The following is a 20,982-nucleotide window of genomic DNA, read 5'->3' as shown; positions in this document are numbered from 1 at the left end:
TGTTTTTTTGCCATAATTTAAATCTATAAATATTTATGGACTCTAAAAAATCGTCACATCAAAGGTAGACACTCCAATTCTTTTAGTTTTAGATAAAAGTTAACAGCCTAAAAATACCCTTTACGGAATTTCTCTATGGAAAAAAATTAGAATTTATAGAGCAATGTATAGAAACAGAAATTATAATAGAATAAACCTCACTAGCTAAGTAAATCTTTTTAAATTTGGGTTATCATAAAAAGTAATTATTAAACTATGCTTCCCGAAACTAATTTTAAGTCAACTACTATAGACTCCCAACAACTTAGCCAACTTTTCTTTAAAATGCTCAAACCGAGACTTATTGAAGAGAAGATGCTCATCCTTCTTCGTCAAGGACGTATTTCTAAATGGTTTAGTGGAATAGGACAAGAGGCTATCTCTGTAGGAGTGACCAGTTGCTTGCAAAGTGATGAATACGTACTTCCTATGCACAGAAACCTTGGAGTTTTTACCACCAAAGAAGTTCCTTTGTTTCGATTGTTTTCACAATGGCAAGGAAAAAAATCTGGGTTTACCAAAGGACGAGATCGTAGTTTCCACTTTGGGACGCAAGAATATAAGATTATAGGAATGATCTCGCATTTAGGTCCGCAATTAGGAGTTGCAGATGGTATCGCATTGGCGCATCAATTCCGTAAAGAAAAGAAGATTACCGCAGTTTTTACAGGGGAAGGCGGGACCAGTGAAGGAGATTTTCATGAAGCTTTAAATATTGCTTCTGTATGGGATTTACCGGTATTATTTTGTGTAGAGAATAACGGTTACGGCTTGTCGACACCCACAAGAGAGCAATATAATTGTGAAAATATAGCCGATAGAGGTAAAGGCTACGGAATGGAGTCTCATATTATTGATGGAAACAATATTATTGAAGTGTACAGCAAAGTGAGCGAGATTGCCGAGAGCATGAGAGAGAATCCGCGTCCTGTGTTAATAGAATTCAAAACTTTTAGAATGCGCGGTCATGAAGAAGCTAGTGGCACTAAATATGTTCCAGAAGAACTGCTAGATTTTTGGGAGAAAAAAGATCCTATCGAAAATTTAAAAAAACACCTCTTATCGGAAGGGATTCTAACCGAAGAGAAAATTGCGCATCAAGAAGAGCTTATTAAAGCCGAAATCAGCGAACATCTAAAAATGGCCGATGAAGAGGAAGCGACTTCTTCGAGCTTAGAGGATGAGTTAAAAGATGTGTATCAAGAATTTGAATACAAAGAAACTTTACCTGAAACGACTCAAAAAGAGGAAATACGATTTATAGATGCCATTTCTCAAGGCTTGCGCCAAGGAATGCAACGCAACGAAAACCTTATTTTAATGGGGCAAGATGTGGCAGACTATGGAGGTGTTTTTAAAATCACAGAAGGTTTTCTAGAAGAATTTGGAAAAGAACGCATTAAAAATACGCCTATCTGCGAATCTGGAATTATCAGTACTGCAATGGGATTGTCTATTAACGGGGTCAAATCTGTGGTAGAGCTTCAGTTTAGTGATTTTGTATCTTCTGGGTTTAATCCTATTGTAAATTACTTAGCAAAAGTACATTACCGCTGGAATCAAAACGCCGATGTGGTGTTGAGAATGCCTTGTGGAGCAGGAGTTCAAGCAGGTCCTTTTCACAGTCAAACCAATGAAGCTTGGTTTACCAAAACCCCTGGTTTAAAAGTGATTTATCCTGCCTTTCCTTATGACGCTAAAGGCTTAATGGCTAACGCAATAGAGGATCCAAATCCTGTTTTGTTTTTTGAGCATAAAGCCTTATATAGGAGTATTCGTCAAGAAGTTCCTACGGATTATTATACGCTACCTTTTGGAAAAGCAGCTCATATTAAGAAAGGGGATGACGTGAGTGTGATTACTTATGGCGCCGGAGTTCATTGGGCGATGGAAGTATTGAATGAAAATTCAAATATTAAAGCCGACTTGTTAGATTTGCGAAGCTTGCAACCTTTAGATAAGGAAGCCATTTTTAATTCTGTAAAGAAAACAGGAAAGGTAATTATCTTACAAGAGGATAGTTTATTTGGAGGAATTGCTTCAGATATTTCCGCGATGATTTCAGAAGAATGCTTTGAGTTTTTAGATGCTCCTATTAAAAGAGTAGCGAGTAAGGAAACTCCAATTCCTTTTTCAAAAAACTTAGAAGATCAATACCTCGCTAAAGCGGAATTTGCAACGGAGCTTGAAAAGATAGTGGCATATTAAGGGAAATAGAATATTTTTTAGCGGTTCTTTAACAAATTTTAGTTAATATTTCTTAATTCTAAATTTTATATTATTTTTCGTAATTACTTTTGGACGTATTAACAACCAAAAATTAATTATGAAAAAGACAATTTTATTGCTTTTAGTAGCTATCGTTGCAGTTTCCTGCGGTACTACTAAAATTGAAAGAGAAGCAGAGCGTACCTTTAAAGGAGATTGGACGTTAACAAAAATATCTTACCCTAATAGTACTGGGTTTGTAGATGTTACTTTGTTTCAAGATGCGCCAAGTAAATGTTTTACCAATTCGAGTTGGAACTTTGTTTCTAACAACAATAAAGGAAACTACATGTTAAATGGTGCTGGATGTGACGACGCTACAAGAGGTTTTGTATGGTCTGTTCAAGAAATTGACGAATCTACAGGACTTTATACATTTAGCCTTAAAGTAGTTCAAGAAGGTGAAAATGCAAGAAAAGTAGATACGGGTTATAGATTAAAACTAGCGAGCCTTTCAGAAAACAATATGACATGGGAACAAACCGTTTCTTATGAAGGAAAGCCTTTTTTAATTAGAATGGATTTTGTAAAAAGTTATTAATAAACATAAATAATAAAGTAAGATAAATATGAAATATTTAAATAGACCCCTAGCTTTAATCATCGCCGTTGCATTTTTAATGACAGGGTGTGAAGCCATCAAAAATTCAAACAATTCACAAAAAGGAGCTGCAGGTGGAGCTGCTGGAGGTGCTGTTATTGGTGGAGTAATTGGTAACAACGTAGGAGACGGTAATAATACAGCTTTAGGTGCTATTATTGGTGGAGTTGTTGGTGGTGCCGCTGGTGCTTACATTGGTAATAGAATGGATAAGCAAGCACAACAAATTGAAAATGAAATTCCGGGTGCAGAAGTAACTAGAGTAGGTGAAGGGATTAGCGTAACTTTTGATGAGAATAGTGGTGTTTATTTTGCTACAAACAAATCAGATGTTAATGCCAAGTCTCAAGAAACTTTAAATACCCTTATCGGAATTTTTAAAGAATATCCAGATACTAATGTATTGGTAGAAGGACATACAGATAGTACAGGAAACGCAGATTATAACTATACCCTTTCAGAGAAAAGAGCAAGATCTGTGACCAACTATTTAACTGCTAGCGGTCTTTCTTCTGGAAGATTTACTACAAAATGGTATGGACAAACTCAAGCAAAATACGACAACAGTACGGTTGAAGGAAGAGCAAAAAATAGAAGAGTTGAGTTAGCGATTATTGCAAGCGAAGAATTAAAAGACGAAGCGCAGCAAAACACGAATAACTAAAAAATAGAATGCCTTTTTTAAGGTAGCTATTTTATTTCCTAAAAAAGCCTAGTGATTTTCACTAGGCTTTTTTGTGGATGTAATCCATTGAGATTATCAGATTTAAGGAAGACTTATTAACCAATATCAAAATCTTTCTTAAAAGATATAACTCATCCGTCTCAGAGCTGGTTTTTTTTATACCTTTAAAACGTGAAGAAACCTAGAATCATTATTATTGGCGGCGGACTAGCAGGATTAACTTCTGCCATACATTTGTCTAGAGAAAACTTTAAAGTTGTCCTTTTTGAAAAGGATGGCTATCCAAAACATAAGGTGTGTGGAGAATATATTTCTGCTGAAATAATTCCTTATATGGAGAGCTTAGGAGTAGACCTTGAAGACTTGAAGCCTAAGAAGATTCATCAGCTTTTATTTTCTACACAAAGCGGAGAAAAAACGACTGCAAAACTTCCTTTAGGTGGGTTGGGAATAAGTCGGTTTGCTTTGGATGAGTTTTTAGTTCAGAAAGTGATTCAAAATGGAGTAGAAGTTATTCAAGAACAAGTTTCTTCTACTAAATTTATTGATAAAAGCTTTCAGGTAGAAACTCAATCAGGAGTTAAACATGAAGCAGATGTAATTTTAGGAGCTTTCGGGAAGCGATCTGTTCTCGATAAAGAATTAAATCGTGATTTTATTCAGCAAAAATCTTCTTGGCTTGCCGTAAAAGCGCATTATCAAAATGAAAATTTCCCTAAAGATCTCGTGGCTTTGCATAACTTCAAAGGAGGCTATTGTGGCCTTTCATCCACCGAAACTGGAGCGATAAATGTGTGTTATTTGAGTACCTATCAAAGTTTTAAAGCCCATAAAAATTCTGAAGATTTTAAAGAAAATGTACTGAGAAAGAATCCGTGTTTAGATCAGTTTTTTAAAAAAAGTAAGCCATTATTTAAGAAAGACTTAAGCATTGCTCAAATTTCTTTTCAGCCTAAACCTCAAATAGAAAATCATATGTTGATGTTAGGAGATGCTGCTGGACTTATTCATCCGCTTTGTGGCAACGGAATGGCAATGGCTATTCACAGTGCTAAATTAGCTTCTGAAGCGATTATTTCTTCCGTAGAAGAAAACGAGTTGAATCGACAACTCATAGAAAGAGAATATAAAAAAAACTGGAACCTTCACTTTAAAGGTAGAAACCTGATGGGCAGAAGATTACAACGGGTTTTATTAAGTCCGAATTTGGCTTCCGCTTCCCAGAAGCTTGTTCATTATTTCCCGGAAATACTTCCAAAAATAATAGCTAAAACCCACGGACAGTCTATTCTATGAAGAAATTACATACGCAAGAACGTTCTAAAGAAGTCGAAATCATGGATGATTTTGATTTAAAGGGAAAGCATTTGAAAAAAACGCTTCGGGATTTAGAGCATATCAATGCGTGGTTGGGAGGAAATCAAATTACAATTCAAGGTTTAGCAAAGCTCTTAAAAAACCAACCTCAAGATAAAGAAATTAGTATCGCCGATATTGGCTGTGGCAACGGAGCCATGCTTCGTGAAATTGCCGTTTGGGCAAGAAAACATAAGTATAAACTGAAATTGATAGGAGTAGATGCCAATACCCACGGAATAGAAATCGCAGAAAAATTGGCGATAGATTTTCCTGAAATCCAATTTTTAGCTTTAAATATGTTTAGTGAAGCTTTTAAACAAAAGAAGTTTGATATTATTTTATGTACCTTAACACTTCATCATTTCAAAAACCCAGAAATCAATAGCATTTTGAAGGTTTTTACCCAGCAAGCTCATGTAGGAATAATCGTGAATGATTTGCAGCGCAGCAAAGTAGCTTACCGCTTGTTTCAAGTTTTTTGCGCGGTTTTTATTAACAATGAAATCGCAAGAAAGGATGGTTTAATTTCAATTTTAAGAGGATTTAAAAAAGAAGAATTGATAGCTTTTTCAAAACAATTACCAGCCCAAAAGCATTCGATTAATTGGAAGTGGGCATTCCGTTACCAATGGATAATTCAAAACTAAATGAGCGTACATATTACTTGCGTAGAAAAACAATTACCTTCTTATTGTAAGGAGACTAAAGATATCTTACCACTGGTGGAGACTTGGCTTTCGGGACAAGAAAAACGTTTTCAGCGAAAAATTGCTAAGATATTTGAAGGCGCCCAAGTGGATAAACGCTATTCAATTATGAATCCTGAAGAGGTTTTTGTCGCCACTTCTTTTGAGGATAAAAATAATATTTACGTTCGGGAGGTAAAAAAACTAGGAAGCGCTGTTTTACAGAAAAGTTTGAAAAAAGCTGCTTGGAAACCAGAATCACTAGACTTTATCATCACAGTAAGTTGTACGGGGATTATGATTCCGTCGCTCGACACTTATTTGATTAATGAACTGAATTTAAAACAAGACATCGTTAGGCTTCCCGTTACCGAAATGGGTTGCGCCGCAGGAATTTCTGGAATTATTTATGCTCAAAATTTCTTAAAAGCGCATCCGGGGAAACGTGCTGCCGTGATTGCGGTAGAAAGTCCTACGGCAACCTTTCAGCTGAATGATTTTAGTATGGCCAATATGGTGAGTGCCGCTATCTTTGGGGACGGCGCTGCTTGCGTGTTACTTTCTTCGGAAGAAAATGCAAAAGGGCCTAAAATTATAGGAGAGGGAATGTATCATTTTTATGACACGCCTAATATGATGGGGTTTGATTTAACCAATGAAGGGTTAAGAATGATTCTAGATCCTGCAGTACCAGAAACCATTGCATCGCATTTCCCGAAAATAATTCATCCGTTTTTAAAAGAACACGGAAGTTCCATTGAAAGATTAAATCACCTTATTTTTCATCCTGGCGGGAAAAAAATTGTACAAACCGTAGAAGAATTGTTCAGTGAAATGGATAAAAATATAGATGATACCAAAGAAGTTTTAAGACTTTACGGAAATATGAGTAGCGCAACCGTCTTGTATGTCTTGCAACGCTTTATGGAAAAAGAAATGAGCAAAGGAGAACAAGGCTTAATGTTAAGTTTTGGTCCAGGGTTTTCTGCACAACGCATTTTATTGGAATGGTAAGAGAATTTGAACATACAAATAGCTGGGCGCTAATCCTTGGCGGAAGTAGCGGTTTAGGCTTAGCAAGTGCCGAAAAACTAGCAAAACATGGGATGAATTTGATTATTCTTCATCGGGATCGTAAAGTGAATTTACCTAAAATTCATGAAGAGTTTGAAAGCCTTAAAAAAGAAGGAATTCAGCTTAAAAGCTTTAATGTAGATGCGACCAATTCAGAAAAAATACAAGAAAATTTATCAGAAATTAAAAGTTTACTTTCAGAAAAAGGAAAAATAAAAGTCTTACTGCACAGTATTGCTAAAGGAAATTTAAAACCGATGCATGGCGAGGGAAACACCTTGTCTTCCCTAGATTTTCAAATCACGATTCAGGCGATGGCTCTTAGTTTATATGATTGGGTAAAAGCTACTTTTGAAGCACAGCTTTTTCATGAAGATGCCCGTGTGATCGCATTTACCAGTGAAGGGAATACGAAAGCTTGGAAAAATTATGCGGCAGTTTCTGCAGCTAAAGTTACCTTGGAAGCGATTACCAGAAATATAGCATTAGAGTTTGCACCTTATGGAATTAAGGCAAATTGCATCCAAGCGGGAATGACCGATACGTTTTCTTTTCAGCAAATTCCTGGAAGCGATCAATTAAAAGGACATGCTTTAAAGCGCAATCCAAACCAGCGTTTAACTACGCCTCAAGATGTAGCCAACGTGGTTTACTTATTAAGTAAAGACGAAGCAAAATGGATAACAGGAACGGTTATTCCTGTGGATGGTGGGGAACATTTATCTTAAAACAAGAGACTTTATCTCAAAAGCACTGTGAGATTTTTAAAATGGAAATAGTTTATAATTTATAATATCAAAAAGTTCCTTCCCTTAAAAAGGGAAGGTGTCAAGCTTTGCTTGACGGAAGGGTTGCTAACACCCTTTCAGTTAAAGTTTGACACCTCTCCTTTAAAAGTAGGAGAACTTTTACTAACAATATTCAAGATAGAACTAAGTTTAAAATCAATAACTCCATGATAAATCCTGAAGAAATCATTGCCCAGCTTCCTTACACAAAGCCTTTTCTTTTTGTTGATGAAATAGAATCGGTCAACGAAGAAGAGATTACAGGAAATTATCACTTTCCTAAGGATTCTTATTTTTATAAAGGACATTTTAAAGATTCGCCAGTGACGCCCGGAGTTATCTTAACCGAATGTGCCGCACAAATCGGAGTGGTTTGTTTAGGTATTTTTCTAGGAGCAGATGAGGAACAGAATGCAGTAGAAGAGAAGGTCCAAATCGCCTTAACTTCTACCGCTATGGATTTTTATATACCAGTATTTCCGGGGGAAAGAGTGTATGTTCGTGCTAAAAAAATGTACTTTAGGTTCAATAAACTTAAATGTGAAGTAAAAATGTACAATGAAGAGGAGAAGTTGATTTGTAAAGGCGAAATCGCAGGAATGATGAATCTAAAGTTATGAAGAAACGCGTTGTAATTACTGGAATGGGCGTGGTTGCGCCAAATGCAGTTGGAGTTACCAATTTTAGTCGAGCCATTAAAGAAGGGAAAAGCGGCATTCGGTTTTTTCAAGAATTGGCCGATTTAAAATTTAGTTGTCAGATAGGAGGGAAGCCTGAAATTTCTGAAGAGCTTTTAAGTGAATATTTCACGAAGTTACAGTTGCGTGGTTTAAAAGCGAGCGGAATAAAATATGGAGTGATTGCGGGAGTGGATGCTTGGAAAGATGCAGGATTACCCATTTCTGAAGATGCTGCCCCAGATTATGAAAGCGGAATTATTTTTGGAACTGGTATTTTAGGCGTAGATAAGTTTAGGGAAGCCATTCATTTAATCGATGAAGGTAAAACCCGGCGCTTGGGAAGTACGAGTGTGATTCAAACCATGGCCAGTGGAATTAGCGCCTATTTAGGTGGAATTTTAGGTTGTGGAAATCAAGTGACCACCAATTCTTCGGCCTGTTCTACAGGAACTGAGGCTTTAATTTTGGGTGCAGAACGTATTCAGCAAGGAAAAGCAAAACGTATGTTGGTGGGAAGCTGCGGCGATCACGGTCCTTATGTTTGGGGCGGCTTTGATGCAATGCGCATTTTACCGAGCAAATTTAATGACAATCCCGAAAATGCCTCTCGACCTATGAGCGCTAACGCTACAGGTTTTGTGCCTGGAAGTGGCGCAGGAGCTTTATTATTAGAGGACTACGAAACCGCCAAGGCTAGAGGAGCAAAAATTTATGCGGAAGTATTGGGAGGTGCTATCAATAGCGGCGGACAACGCTTGGAAGGAAGTATGACTGCCGCAAATAATGAAGCCGTTCAACGTTGCATTAAAAGTGCGATAGAAGAAGCAAAAATTTATTCTAAAGAAATAGATACTGTAAACGGACATTTAACAGCGACGACCAGAGATGCAGTGGAGATTGAAAACTGGACGGAAGCTTTGCAACGACAAGGAAAGGATTTTCCCTATATCAATTCTTTAAAAGGAATGACGGGGCATTGTTTAAGTGCCTCTGGAAGTATTGAATTGGTGGCGAGCGTACTTCAGTTAAAAGAGCAATTTATTTTTGGGAATGTGAATTGCGAAGAAATTCATCCTGAAATTAAGGAATTGATTTCCGAAGAAAAAGTGGTAAGAAAAACCACCCCCGCAGAACTGAATATTTTGGCCAAAGCTAGTTTTGGTTTTGGAGATGTAAATGCAGTGGTAATTTTAAAAAGGTTTAGTGAATAATCCAGAATAAACAAAAAACTAAAAATGACAGAAAAAGAACTCATAGAAACGATTAAAAAAATAGTAAAACCTTATGTACAGCGAGAAGAAGGCTTCAAGGAGTTTTCAAAAGAAACAGAGTTTATCAAAGATTTAGAAATCAATTCTGCGAATTTGGTAGATGTGATTTTGGATGTGGAAGATGAATTTGATATCGAAATAGATAATGATTCTATGGAAGGTATGCGAAGTGTAGGCGATGCTATAGAAATTGTAAAGAAAAAGTAAGTAGATGATTGGAAACGATGTGGTAGATCTTAGTCTTGCTAAAAAGCAAAGCAATTGGCAACGTCCCAGGTTTATTGAAAAAATATTCACCAAACAAGAACAGACAGAAATCAATTCCGCTAAAGATCCAGATTTCTTAGTTTGGTTGTTTTGGAGCATGAAAGAGTCGGCTTATAAAGCTCATCAACGTATAGAAAATTTCTCACCTAGATTTAATCCCTGGCAATTGGAGTGCTCGCTTCAAGAAGTTTCAGCAGAAAAAATTATAGGGAAGGTAAATCTAGGAGCTTCTTCATTTTACACCTCTTCAACTTATGCCGATAACTGTATTTTTACTTCAGCTGCTTCAGAGAAAAATCTACAAATATTTCATCAAAAAGTAGCTAATAAGAGTTTAAAAGAGGAATTGTTGAAAAGCATTTCAGAAAAAGAACAAATTTTATTGAAGGAGCTTCACATAATCAAGAATGAAAATCAAATTCCGCAGCTATATCAATTGGAAAATCTATTAGACATCCCGTTTTCTATTTCTCATCACGGCGATAAATCGGCTTTTGTCCTATTAAATAAAAAAACCGCTTATCTTAAGATAAACGGCTTTTAGGCTCTAATATGAACTCACTAGATATGAGTACTCATTTTTTCTTTTCTTTTTTGAAGCTGACTCTTTACATCATTTACACATTTGGCAATCGCCATGTCAAAATTCTCTTCATTTGCCGAAGCAAAAACTAAAGGTCCCGGTAAGCTCAATTTAATCTCGCAAACTCTTCCTTCATCTGTAGAAGAAGATTTTTCAGTTTTAAAGTAAACATCGGCACTAATTAAAAAATCAAATCTGGTTTTTAGCTTATTGATTTTTTCTGTTATAACCTCTTCTAAGCGTGTACTCGCTTTTACGTGCACATAATTAAAATTAATATCCATAGTTAAGTTTTTTGTTACCTCTAAGATACGCTGATAAAGCGATTTTTCCTACTTTTTTAATAAGACTTTTAGAAAACTTAGATAATTATATAAGGTAGATTATTTTTTGTCAACTTCTCCTGCGTCGAGTTTAAATAGTTTGGAAAGATCGGCTGTTTTATTTGCCTGAAGCGCTTTTTCTCCTCGAATAGCAATAGGGAAAACCAAGGTTTCGGGGTTGTTTTCTAACACCTTCATCGCATCGTGATCTTCTAAGCTTACTTTGTCATCACCATACAGTTCTTTAAATGCAGGATGATCTTGCTGAATTAAATCAAAAACGCTTTTTCCTAACATTTTAGCAATTTCAGCCCATTCGGTACCTGTTATTTTGGTTTCCTTTAAATTGATAGCTAAGGCTTTTGCATCCATAGCTTCGGCTTGCGCTCTACATTGTTTTCCTAATTCACTGTCTGGATGAAATATAATAAGAAGTTGTCTTTCACTTTTGGCTAGTACACTCATATTCATAATTTGTATTTTAACTACAATAACGTTGAAATCTCTTTTTTTTCCTAATCATTTATAATACTATTAAGAATTAAGATTCATAGAAGTGTCAATTTCCTCTATTCTTTTGAACCGAAATCACTAGACTACTTACTTAGTCTTTTTCCAAGTAATATTTTAAGCTCAAATTAAAGTTATTGGAGTTAAAATTTTCTAGCGTATAGAATTCGGCATTAGCGTTAATATAAAACCTTGAGGAAACCGGTAGTTTAAGATTCCCTATAAACCGTTGAAAACTTTCTGAATAACTATCTAGAAATGCAGAGACATCTAAATTTAATTCGATACCCGTTGCTTTATTTTTTAAGGAATAGTCTAAACCTAAACCTCCATAGATTCGTTCTTTGGTACTCCAGTAGGGATAACCGCTTTCCCTATCTTTATCCCCCAAAGTCCCTGAGATCTCTGTATATGATGTAAAACTATGATCTTTTAGCCATAAAAAACTTTTACTAAATTTTCCCGTAAGTGTAGCATCAAGAACAGCATCGCTATAATAATTGGTTTCTAAATTAGCAATAACCGTAAAACTTTTCTTTAAGCTGAGTTCTTCATAAATATTTAATTGAGTTTGGTAAACATCTAGACTGTAGGCGGGACCTGTAATAGCAGGACGAAGCCTTAATTGAGCCGAACTAAATAAACTGTCTTTTGCAAAGTTCGCTTGTACTAACGCGTGTACAAATACTTGTTGCTCTTGGTCTAATTGTAATCCAAAGTTTCCATTATAGTTAATTTTATACTCTCTTTCTTTTTTAAGAAACGTGTATTCTGCTCCGTATAAATAATGATTAAAATCTTCTGCATTACTTGTCCCCAATTCATAAGCATTAAATTGAGTAAGACCTATTTTATGTGTATTTAAGTTTTGATCTCTAAATCCATAAGTAATTTTATTTCCAAAAGAAGTCGCATCAAGCTTGTCTGTCACCAAAGCAGAAGAAGTCTCTATAAAACTGTTTTCATTTTTTATAATCTCAGTCTTAATACTCTTGGCAGTTTCTAAATAGAATAAAGAAGCATAATTTTTTAGTAATATTTTTTGATTTTGTGTGGTCGCATAAACAACTTCTTTGTTTAAAATATCTTGGTATTTTAATTTAGTGGCCGAATCTGGTAATTGATCTACCCATTTCCAAGCATTTAACAAATCGCCTTTAGCTAAATAATCCTCCACAAGTAGTGCAGTAGCTTTGATTTTGTCTGGATGATCATCTGGAATAGAAACAACTATAATCTCCATTTTATCATAATTCTCTAGCTTTTGGTACCAAATAAGCTTATCGATAGTATTAAAATCCTCTACACAGTTCGCCCATAAAATAGCTTTTCTAAATGTGCCCGTACTTCCGTAAGCGTAAGCGATATCTTGTTGAAGAGAACTTGATAAGTCTTGCTTACAAGCATTTGCGTTCATTAGCTCGCGTAGGGCTTGTTTTGGCTTGTTGTAAAGTAAGTATTCTATGTATTTAGGGTAATTTCTTTCTTTTAAAAATGCATATTCTCCTGTTTGCATACGCCAATATTCTATGTTTTCTTGAGAAACAGAACTACAATCCGACCAAGCTATGGCCTTTTTAAATTGATTTTTATTTGCGTAGAACCAAGTAATATTTTCGCCTAGAAAGGAGTAGTTTTTCGCACAAGACGGAATTGCTTCCACAAGCTTTAAAAATACTTTTGGGTAATTATAAGCTAAGGTCTCTAGAAGATTTTTAGCTTTTTGCTGACTAGCATTACCTTCTAATAATGAAGTAATGCGTGAAACAGGAATGGATTTCTCTTGAAAGTAAGTCCCAATATTTGTCAAATACGCTAACTGGAGTAAACTATCATTAGGGTATTTTTCTAACTGAAGCGGAAGCCACTTTTTAGTCGTTTGTACATCTAGGAATCCTTCTGCTTCACTAATAGTAATGCTGGCAGCAACCACTTCTTGCGTAGCTCCAAAGTTCGCTAATTGTAAATTAAGCGTTTCCCAGATTTCCTTATTTTTACTTTCCCAGCCTAAATAGGTGTTTAACTCTAATAATTCTTTCGTGCTAGCTCTTTTGATCTTAAAGTTTTTTTGAAGGTGCTCAATAGCCTGAAGCACTTTTCCTTCAGCAATATATTTTTCCGTTAAGGATTTATAGATTACTTCTCCATTTTCAGAACTCTCTGTCTTAAAGTCGGTGTACTCTTGATAGAGGTCTATGGGTCTTATGCTAGAGTTTTGTAAGGAGCTTGACGGAAGCTTTAGTTTGCCCGTAGAGGTTTCAATTTGAAAAAGAAATCCTTTTAAAAATGGAGTTTTAGAAAATGGAATGTTCTTTTTACTCAAAAAGAATTCTGTTTTAGCAGCGTGATTTCTTTTTATGTAATTGAACCAATGTTGCTTTCTATCTAATGATTTAGTATTGGTTACCGAATAATAATCATTACCCAGTTCTCTATAATAAGTTTGTTTTTGCCAATCTTGGGTGTTTTTAACTCCTCGTTCTACAGTTACAAAATCTAACATAGGAAAAACATCTTGTATTTCTTTTAGATAATTCTCGAACCTGGGAAGCAATCCTATGGAACCATCTTTAGAAAGCCTCCATCCATAATTCTCTTTATTTCTATATGCATAATCTCCCGCAGCTGCGATTCCATTTTTACTTTTAATTTGATAAACATCATCGGGATGAATAAAGTGAGTCCAAATTCCTGTATATAGCAATAAGGATTGAGCATTAAACTGTTCATCTCCATCCATCAAATATCCGCTAGAAATTCTTGGGAAATTATAAAAATGAGCATTGTAAGGTTCTACAGCAAACTCTCTATCGCTGCCGTCTTCAAAATCACCTAAATAAAGACTACAATTGTATTTTATAGAACGAAATGAATTCTCTAAAGCTTTAAAGCCAATACTGTCAATGTCATTTGAAGGAGGAACGTAACTAACAGGTAATTTACCATACCTACTTCCTATCCATCGTTTTCTAGCTGCATGTAGTCCCAATTCCATATATTTTTGGTTAGGCCAATCTGATTTAAGTAAAGATTGATGATTATATCCATGAAGCCCGAGCTCATGTCTACTTTCTTTAAGAGATTTCATCAACAAATCTGAAGAATATTTTTTAATTCCTTTTTTTTCAGAATAGGAGAGTTCCCATTCTGTAAATAAAAAGGGAGGCTCCGTCTTATTTCTATAATCAAAACACACATAAGCAGAATAATCAATATGGTATTTATCTGCTAAAGCGAGCATATCTGGCCACCACACATTTTTATAATACTCTTTTTGAGTAATATCTAATTCAGACTCTATGGGTTCACTTAAAATGGGGTAGAGGGGGGCTGGAAAGTCATCTAAGGAGATTGTAGCCACATTAGCTATGGGATAAGCTATGTTCTCAAGTCCGCTTAAAATAGCGGCAAACAATAGGCCTCGATCAAGTTTTTCGAGTTCCCCATATTTATTAAATAGAATCACATTTCCGTTGTTCACTTTATTTTCAATAATTACAGGGTAATAATCATCATTATATGCGGTAGCTAGAATAGAAATATCGTCTTTAAAGCTCTCTCTAGAAAAACCTCCGTGAACTTGTTTGTTATTGGTTTTTTTACCTTTTAAATTAGGAAGGAAATTATTGTTAAAATGATAGCCCAAAGCCGTAGTGTTGTAACCAATATCAACTCCTGATTTTATTCCCCCCAAATATTTTAAAAGTCTAGATTCATCTAAGGTTGCAAATACGACAGTACCTCCGGTTTCAACAAAATTTAAGGTTTTCTTGATGGCTGTTTTATTAAAAAAATAGGTTTCAAAGAAAACGAGCACCTTTAGGTTACTGGGTATTTTTTTTGATGAATTATACGTTTTAGTGCTTAGAAATTGGTGAGGTATTTAGCGTATGTTAATGTTTTAGAAAAATGATTACCTGAAACCATATTTTCTTTGGAAGATGAATGCTGAATAAAAGCTACTAAAGGAGCATTAGTGGACTCTTCATGAATCAGAATCTCTTGATCGGTATTGTCAGGTTGACAACTCGTCAACAAAATACACGTTAAAAAAATAAGCTGGTAAAAAGGATATAATTGCTTCATAGACTTTAAAAGAGTAAATCCTTTACATGTGTTTTTTCAGGTTCGTTTATAATTTCATAAACATTTAGTAAACTATTACTATAGAAGGTATGAATTTTTCGACCTCTTTGTTTTAAAATCGCTAAGGTGTTTTCTAATTGTGCAGAATTCTCTTCGTTTTTGTAACTGAATACAAAAATACTATTTGGCAGAACTACTGCAGGGTTTTTATGCAAGTAGATAGGATCATCCTTATGTTTAAAATAATCTTGATCTTGTTTTATATATTCTGTATTAAAATATTCATAAGTAAGAAAGAAATGATTTCCTGTACTTATCACTTGATTTTCTCCATGATTAACTACTCCAAACGAGAAAGGAAGAAGTCTATTTTCAATCTTATCATATGCGGCTAAAATTTGTTCATTTTTAATTTCCTTATTAAAAGGAATTTTATCCATAGTAGTGTCGTACAATGAATAAAGTACTAAACCTATCAGCGTAAAGCTTAAGACTAGTTTTAAGAAAACAAACTCTTTCTTGAGCTTAACAATTGCTTTAAATAACAAATTAACATAATAAAGAAAAATACCTATCAATATAGGAATAAAAACGCTTAAGACTTGATTTAATAAATCTAAATCTAAAAAGTCTACTTCAAAAACCGCAGCAAGCAACAGTAAGTCTATTTGGGTAATTAGGATTAAAATTAAACTCCAATCTTTAATAGATTTAATAGCAAAGAATAAGCTAAGTAATGTGAGCCCAAGTGATAAGTATAAATAATATAAAAGTAACTGCTCTAAAGGAAGAATAAGCTGTGGGGTATAGGTGTACGTATTGTATGAGAATATATTTGAGGCTATAAAGCTGAAAAAATCTTGCCCTAAAACCAAGCTTGCTATGTAATGTATAATAAATATAAAAACAGCTGAAATTAAGTAGGCATAAAAAGATTTACGAACATATACATCTTTATACTTTAAGAGAAAACTTAATAATATAACAGGAAATAATATATATATACTTACAAAAGAATCTATAAGAAAAGTAGCTGTACAGAGATAGATCATCCATCTAAAAAAGGTAGATATTTTGGCATTTAATATTTTGGGGGAGTGGACAAATAAAATAATAGGTAAAGCAATAATTAAACTTAAGAATACAGACTTATGCATGGTGGTTAAGTCTATATTGATAGGTAAAAACATGTAATAAAAAGTAAAAAATAAGCTGGTGGTAAGTGCAGGAAAAAACAATCTTTTAAAGCTCCTGTATGTAACCCAAAAAATGACTAAAGCAAGTGTAGCTACTTCTATAAGACCAAATGATTCTAAGGCCATACTATCGCTAAGTCCCGTAATGGTTCCGTAAAAGTTGATTAATAGAAACTCGCCGGTCATGGTGCTTGGTAAAAAAAACCACTTTTGATAAGCTAGCTCTTTCATATTGGATAGATCTCGATACCAAATGTCTGACAAGGCATACCGATCAAATCTATAAAAATAAAAACGAGATATAAAACCTAGAAACGCTATTAAAAGCCCTAGACCAATTTGCCAATTAATATGTGTTTTGCTCAATTCCTCCCTATGTTTATTGGGTGTTTTGCGCTTGTTTTTATTTTTTTTTAAATTTAAGAACAAAAAAAACATAAACCCTAGAATGATAGTCAATGAAATAAACGAATCATATGCATTTAGTTGAGTGAGTAGGAAGCCTATAATTATAATTGCACTTAAAAAAGTCACCAATCTGGGGATGAAATAATCAAAACCAAATTGAGATTGATTTTTTACAGAAACCAAGAACTTGATCAAGAAAATAATACAGCAAAAACCAACGATTCTTGATGCACCAATAAATATAGAGTCTAAATATAACATGAAACTATTCTATTTTTTTGGGGATATTTTGTAGATCTATATTGCCTATAAAAAAAGGCCACCCTGTTGATTTTACTCGCTTAATAACTTTTTGACGTAAAGGCTTAGTAATGGCATATTCTATTAAAATAATAGGGATATCAAATTTTTTAGTGATGGTTTGAAGCTCATTTACCTTCTCGTGAAACTCATTTTTAGTTCTAAGCTTATATTCTTTTTTATCAAAATCATAATTGGTAGCAATAGATTCAATTCCAATAAAGTCTATATAGGGATAGGTATCTTCCGTAATAAGAAGTCCTGCATTTTGCATCAGTTTCTTATTAGGATAAGTATCTTTTATATTTTTTAAGAAATCTAAGAGCATTTCTTTTTTATGAGACGTAGGTCCGTGGATAGTATAATTATCTATGTTGTCTAAAAACATACCATCGAAGTCTTGTTCTTTTAAATTATACTCAAATTCCTTTTGCAGAGCAGCGTTAGTTTCTTCATTTTCAATATCGAGAATATAACTATCCCATAGTTCATTTTTATCTAGCACATGAGGTTCTATTTCGGGAAATAAAATTCCATTCTTATTTACTTCTCCCATACTGATATAAGCAAAAACGTATGTATTACTTTCCTTTAATATTGCTATATCTTTTTTAGAAAAATGTAGGGACTCAACAATCACATAGGTATAATCTTTTATTTGTTCTGGATAGAAATCACCATAACAAAACAAGACCTTTTGTTGATCTTCATTCTGTGCGTTACTTTGTTTGGGGAAGCTCCAAAAAATCATGAGAATAATTATAATTTTAATATGCTGCATAATAATAATAGTCTAAGTTCTCTAGGAATTTTTTTGTTGTTCTATAGGTTAAAATCATAAAAACAAAAGAACCAATTAACATTCCAATGACACTGTATTCATAAGAGAAAATTCGGCTTAAGAAAGCTCCAATCAATAAATTCACCACAAAAGCTACCATAAGTGCTATAAGCGGTTTTTGATGCTGATTTAGAGTATATAAATATAATACATTTAACATACCTAATGTGAGAAATAAATAACCAAAGCCACCTAGAATAAAAACTTTAATACTTAAAGCAGATAAAGGTTCATCAAACCCTGCGCTATAACCCCAAGACTGTGTTACAATCAAATAAAGAAACACTGCAATGATGATACTGCTAATAAAAAAGGTTTTTAATTGATTTCTGTAGAGCTTTAATAATTTAGCATTAAATTTTTCAACTTCTTGATATCTAAGCTTTCGCTGATAATATTCCATAAATCGGTTAAAAGAAACAATACTATATTCCAATACTCCGGCTAGTAAAAAGAAAACCAGAATGGCTAAATCCATTCCAATCTCATAGTCTTTTTCATAATAAACAATGTAAGGTAAGTTCATATTTAAGGTAGATGACCAAGCTAGAATTCTGTCTAAGAAAACAAAAGAATAGAGTAAAATACCGTAAAAGAAATAATTAAAATTTCTATAAACCGCCAACATAATTTTAGGTTTTTCATTTGTATAAGCTTCTTTATCTTTTATCGTTTTTTTGAAAAAATAATTAAGATATACGATAGAGCATGTAATCACCACAATAATCCCTACCCAATGAATAAAATAAACGTGTAGTTGTGTATAAAAATATAATAATAAACTCGTTATTGATCCTGAGAGTATACATACGGTAATCATCCAGCGCTGTTTAATCGTATACAATGGTGCTATAAACAACAATAAAGCGCCAATGAGAAAAGCATAGACGAATACGATAAGTAAGAATAAAAAGGGATATAAGTGTACGAAAAAATTGAAAATTAGGGCGATAACAAAAAGAAATAAAATACTTTTTAAACCAATTTTTATGATTCCCAAAACGGCATATTTCGTCATATGAAAATCATTATTGTACCAATAAAAAGAAACTTGCTTTCCTATAACTTGTACAAATCCACCAGTGGTAATTAAACCTAAAATAACTCCCAAAACTACCGCGGTAGATTGTAGTTCATTAAAACCATCATGGGTCCATAGAGAAAATCCAAATATGATTATGGTGAAAATTTGAAAAAACACCGGGAACAAATGAATAAGTCCTGTAGAATAATCTTTAACAAATAATTTGTTCCTTATGGTTATATAACTAGAAATTCTAATAATTTCTTGATCTTTTTTTTCTATTTCTTGTTGCTTTTTATTTTTAAGATCTATGTAAATAGGAGAGTCCAATAAATCATAAATATAATTTGCCAAATCTAGAATAGAGGGGTGCCCATAATCTTCAAGAACGTCTATATCCCTAATTCCTAAAGATTCTATAGTTGCTGCAACTGCAAATTTGTTAACAGGTTTACCATTTAATTCTTTTATTTGTCGAATCAAATTTTCTAAAGCTTTTGTTGTGTTACTCATACGTTCTCTTTAGTCCCTAATTGATCATAAATCTGCTCATAATCCTTTACTAAGTCCTCTAGTGTAAAATGTTCTAAAACTCTTTCCCTACATTTAACTCCCATAGTACTTCTTAAATTTTCATCTTTTAATAGCTTTATGACCGCTTCTCCAATTTGCAGATAATTCTTAGGCTTACAAATAATTCCTGTTTCTTCATTTAATGCTTCACTAACTCCACCAACATCCGTAGCGACAACAGGTACCCCACAACTCATTGACTCTATAACCGTGTAAGGGAATCCTTCAGAAATAGAGGTTAATATAGAAATATCTCCTTCAGGGAAAATTAAATGCGGATTTCTTTTAGGTCCCATTAATTTAAAGCTCTTATCCAAATTCAACTCTTCAATTAAACGTTCACAAGACTCTGTATATTCGGGAACGGCTTTGTTGTCACCATAAACCAAAAACTGAACCTCAGGAATTTCTTTAACCACGATTGCACAAGATTTAATCATGGTGAGAATATCCTTTAAATCAAATATTCTAGCCAATGCAATCACCGTAGGCGGCTTATTTTTTTTATGAGGCAATTTTAAGGGTTTAAAAACATCTTTATCTACAGCATTGTAGATGACTTTTAGTTTGTATTCTTCAGCTCCATAAAGCTTTTCCCATTTCTGATTAAATTTATTTACTGAAGCAATTACTTCTGATTTATAATAAGCTAAACGGGCTATGGTTTCAGAAAACTTAATCAATAAATTTTTTAAAAAGTAAGGGAATCCCGACTGGTTGATAGCTAATAAACGTTCTCGAATAAAGACTCCGTGCTCGGTTACCATAATTTTTGAACCGTGCTTATAATGTGAAATTAAAGCAGGAATAATAGCAAAACCACTAATCGTTAAGTGACATATATCTACTTTGGGAACATCTACAATGGAAAGTGGAATTAAGAACCTATAAATCCATCGCAATCCAATACTCATATCGAGTAAAGTGGCGTCAGAGTTTCTTTCTTCAACAATAGTTGCTGATAAAATCCTTACATAAGTATCCCAGGTGGCTTTATTTTGCATGGTTTTTTTAAAGTCGTAATCTTCAAAATATAACCATAGCTCATAAAAGAGATTATCTAAAAGCAACATATCCTGCTCTTCGCTATAAATCACTTCTAACAATTGTTCAAAATAAGGAATAAAACGGTCGTTAACAACCCCATCAGAAGTCCATTCTTTTCTTCCTACAGTTTTATAGTATTCGTCTCCATAGCTAATGTAATCGTAAGGTTCATCAGGTGTCCAAAGCGGTACTTGAATAATATCCTTTACATTGGGACTTAACTCATACTTAGGTTTACTTTCAAAAACCGCATTCACAGAATATAAGTAATAATCTGCATTTTTAATTTCATTACAAAGTGGAGTGTCTACCTTTGATGTGACGATTTTTTAGAGTCCATAAATATTTATAGATTTAAATTATGGCAAAAAAA

Annotated in this window: 19 protein-coding genes; 11 read left to right on the top strand and 8 right to left on the bottom strand. The window is 33.9% G+C overall.

Annotated elements, in window-relative coordinates:
* The first annotated feature begins 324 nt into the window (after positions 1–324).
* The 11 genes from RBU60_RS12695 (at position 325) to RBU60_RS12645 (ending at position 10,262) form a co-directional block, all read left to right on the top strand.
* Positions 325–2,247: an alpha-ketoacid dehydrogenase subunit alpha/beta gene (locus tag RBU60_RS12695; protein WP_308865425.1), complete on the top strand. Its 1,923-nt coding sequence runs from the start codon at positions 325–327 to the stop codon at positions 2,245–2,247.
* Between the two features lie 118 nt (positions 2,248–2,365).
* A complete protein-coding gene (locus RBU60_RS12690) occupies positions 2,366–2,848 on the top strand; it encodes a lipocalin family protein (protein WP_308865424.1) in 483 nt (160 codons plus the stop codon).
* A 28-nt stretch (positions 2,849–2,876) separates the two neighbouring features.
* Entirely contained in the window at positions 2,877–3,572 is a 696-nt protein-coding gene (locus tag RBU60_RS12685; protein WP_308865423.1) for an OmpA family protein, read from the top strand.
* Between the two features lie 192 nt (positions 3,573–3,764).
* Positions 3,765–4,889, top strand: coding sequence for an NAD(P)/FAD-dependent oxidoreductase (locus RBU60_RS12680; RefSeq protein ID WP_308865422.1), 1,125 nt, complete (start codon positions 3,765–3,767; stop codon positions 4,887–4,889).
* Positions 4,886–5,599, top strand: a complete 714-nt coding sequence (locus tag RBU60_RS12675) for a methyltransferase domain-containing protein (RefSeq protein ID WP_308865421.1) — start codon at positions 4,886–4,888, stop codon at positions 5,597–5,599. Before RBU60_RS12680 ends, RBU60_RS12675 begins: the two co-directional genes overlap by 4 nt.
* Positions 5,600–6,652 carry a type III polyketide synthase gene (locus RBU60_RS12670; RefSeq protein WP_308865420.1) on the top strand — a complete coding sequence of 351 codons (1,053 nt, stop codon included), beginning with the start codon at positions 5,600–5,602 and terminating at the stop codon, positions 6,650–6,652. It begins immediately after the preceding gene.
* The gene (locus tag RBU60_RS12665) at positions 6,646–7,440 is read left to right on the top strand and encodes an enoyl-ACP reductase FabI (protein WP_308865419.1); all 795 of its coding nucleotides are present in this window, start codon (positions 6,646–6,648) and stop codon (positions 7,438–7,440) included. The genes RBU60_RS12670 and RBU60_RS12665 overlap by 7 nt, the downstream gene beginning before the upstream one ends.
* Before the next feature lie 227 nt (positions 7,441–7,667).
* Positions 7,668–8,120 (top strand): 3-hydroxyacyl-ACP dehydratase FabZ family protein, encoded by a 453-nt coding sequence (locus RBU60_RS12660; protein WP_308865418.1) that lies wholly within the window; start codon positions 7,668–7,670, stop codon positions 8,118–8,120.
* Positions 8,117–9,391, top strand: a complete 1,275-nt coding sequence (locus tag RBU60_RS12655) for a beta-ketoacyl-[acyl-carrier-protein] synthase family protein (RefSeq protein ID WP_308865417.1) — start codon at positions 8,117–8,119, stop codon at positions 9,389–9,391. The genes RBU60_RS12660 and RBU60_RS12655 overlap by 4 nt, the downstream gene beginning before the upstream one ends.
* A 24-nt stretch (positions 9,392–9,415) precedes the next feature.
* A complete protein-coding gene (locus RBU60_RS12650; RefSeq protein WP_308865416.1) occupies positions 9,416–9,658 on the top strand; it encodes an acyl carrier protein in 243 nt (80 codons plus the stop codon).
* 4 nt (positions 9,659–9,662) lie between these two features.
* Positions 9,663–10,262 carry a 4'-phosphopantetheinyl transferase family protein gene (locus RBU60_RS12645; protein WP_308865415.1) on the top strand — a complete coding sequence of 200 codons (600 nt, stop codon included), beginning with the start codon at positions 9,663–9,665 and terminating at the stop codon, positions 10,260–10,262.
* A gap of 17 nt (positions 10,263–10,279) precedes the next feature.
* Here the strand turns inward: RBU60_RS12645 and hpf are convergent, their stop codons facing one another.
* The 8 genes from hpf to pelF all read right to left on the bottom strand — a co-directional run bounded on the left by hpf (position 10,280) and on the right by pelF (position 20,935).
* A complete protein-coding gene (hpf, locus tag RBU60_RS12640; protein WP_308865414.1) occupies positions 10,280–10,585 on the bottom strand; it encodes a ribosome hibernation-promoting factor, HPF/YfiA family in 306 nt (101 codons plus the stop codon).
* Positions 10,586–10,684: 99 nt separating this feature from the next.
* On the bottom strand, positions 10,685–11,095 hold the full coding sequence (locus RBU60_RS12635; protein WP_308865413.1) for an arsenate reductase family protein: 411 nt from the start codon (positions 11,093–11,095) through the stop codon (positions 10,685–10,687).
* A 133-nt stretch (positions 11,096–11,228) separates the two neighbouring features.
* Positions 11,229–14,951, bottom strand: a complete 3,723-nt coding sequence (locus RBU60_RS12630) for a DUF2194 domain-containing protein (protein ID WP_308865412.1) — start codon at positions 14,949–14,951, stop codon at positions 11,229–11,231.
* 47 nt (positions 14,952–14,998) lie between these two features.
* Complete coding sequence (locus tag RBU60_RS12625) at positions 14,999–15,220, bottom strand: hypothetical protein (protein WP_308865411.1); 222 nt, start codon at positions 15,218–15,220, stop codon at positions 14,999–15,001.
* 5 nt (positions 15,221–15,225) lie between these two features.
* Entirely contained in the window at positions 15,226–17,085 is a 1,860-nt protein-coding gene (locus RBU60_RS12620) for a hypothetical protein (protein WP_308865410.1), read from the bottom strand.
* Between the two features lie 4 nt (positions 17,086–17,089).
* Entirely contained in the window at positions 17,090–17,905 is an 816-nt protein-coding gene (locus RBU60_RS12615) for an endo alpha-1,4 polygalactosaminidase (protein ID WP_308865409.1), read from the bottom strand.
* Positions 17,892–19,502 carry an exopolysaccharide Pel transporter PelG gene (gene pelG / locus RBU60_RS12610; protein ID WP_308865408.1) on the bottom strand — a complete coding sequence of 537 codons (1,611 nt, stop codon included), beginning with the start codon at positions 19,500–19,502 and terminating at the stop codon, positions 17,892–17,894. The genes RBU60_RS12615 and pelG overlap by 14 nt, the downstream gene beginning before the upstream one ends.
* Positions 19,499–20,935 (bottom strand): GT4 family glycosyltransferase PelF, encoded by a 1,437-nt coding sequence (gene pelF / locus RBU60_RS12605; protein WP_308865426.1) that lies wholly within the window; start codon positions 20,933–20,935, stop codon positions 19,499–19,501. The genes pelG and pelF overlap by 4 nt, the downstream gene beginning before the upstream one ends.
* Between the last annotated feature and the right edge of the window lie 47 nt (positions 20,936–20,982).

This window comes from Mesonia profundi, from assembly GCF_031085155.1.
GTDB classification, from domain to species: domain Bacteria; phylum Bacteroidota; class Bacteroidia; order Flavobacteriales; family Flavobacteriaceae; genus Mesonia; species Mesonia profundi.
Note: the sequence above shows the minus strand (reverse complement) of the source record. Positions and strands in the feature narration are given on the sequence as shown.

Bases quoted from the DNA above. Each gene is read 5' to 3' on its own strand.
- RBU60_RS12695 (WP_308865425.1), top strand. From the start codon at position 325: ATGCTCAAACCGAGACTTATTGAAGAGAAGATGCTCATCCTTCTTCGT.
- RBU60_RS12690 (WP_308865424.1), top strand. From the start codon at position 2,366: ATGAAAAAGACAATTTTATTGCTTTTAGTAGCTATCGTTGCAGTTTCC.
- RBU60_RS12685 (WP_308865423.1), top strand. From the start codon at position 2,877: ATGAAATATTTAAATAGACCCCTAGCTTTAATCATCGCCGTTGCATTT.
- RBU60_RS12675 (WP_308865421.1), top strand. From the start codon at position 4,886: ATGAAGAAATTACATACGCAAGAACGTTCTAAAGAAGTCGAAATCATG.
- RBU60_RS12670 (WP_308865420.1), top strand. From the start codon at position 5,600: ATGAGCGTACATATTACTTGCGTAGAAAAACAATTACCTTCTTATTGT.
- RBU60_RS12665 (WP_308865419.1), top strand. From the start codon at position 6,646: ATGGTAAGAGAATTTGAACATACAAATAGCTGGGCGCTAATCCTTGGC.
- RBU60_RS12660 (WP_308865418.1), top strand. From the start codon at position 7,668: ATGATAAATCCTGAAGAAATCATTGCCCAGCTTCCTTACACAAAGCCT.
- RBU60_RS12655 (WP_308865417.1), top strand. From the start codon at position 8,117: ATGAAGAAACGCGTTGTAATTACTGGAATGGGCGTGGTTGCGCCAAAT.
- RBU60_RS12650 (WP_308865416.1), top strand. From the start codon at position 9,416: ATGACAGAAAAAGAACTCATAGAAACGATTAAAAAAATAGTAAAACCT.
- RBU60_RS12645 (WP_308865415.1), top strand. From the start codon at position 9,663: ATGATTGGAAACGATGTGGTAGATCTTAGTCTTGCTAAAAAGCAAAGC.
- hpf (WP_308865414.1), bottom strand. From the start codon at position 10,585: ATGGATATTAATTTTAATTATGTGCACGTAAAAGCGAGTACACGCTTA.
- RBU60_RS12635 (WP_308865413.1), bottom strand. From the start codon at position 11,095: ATGAATATGAGTGTACTAGCCAAAAGTGAAAGACAACTTCTTATTATA.
- RBU60_RS12625 (WP_308865411.1), bottom strand. From the start codon at position 15,220: ATGAAGCAATTATATCCTTTTTACCAGCTTATTTTTTTAACGTGTATT.
- RBU60_RS12620 (WP_308865410.1), bottom strand. From the start codon at position 17,085: ATGTTATATTTAGACTCTATATTTATTGGTGCATCAAGAATCGTTGGT.
- RBU60_RS12615 (WP_308865409.1), bottom strand. From the start codon at position 17,905: ATGCAGCATATTAAAATTATAATTATTCTCATGATTTTTTGGAGCTTC.
- pelG (WP_308865408.1), bottom strand. From the start codon at position 19,502: ATGAGTAACACAACAAAAGCTTTAGAAAATTTGATTCGACAAATAAAA.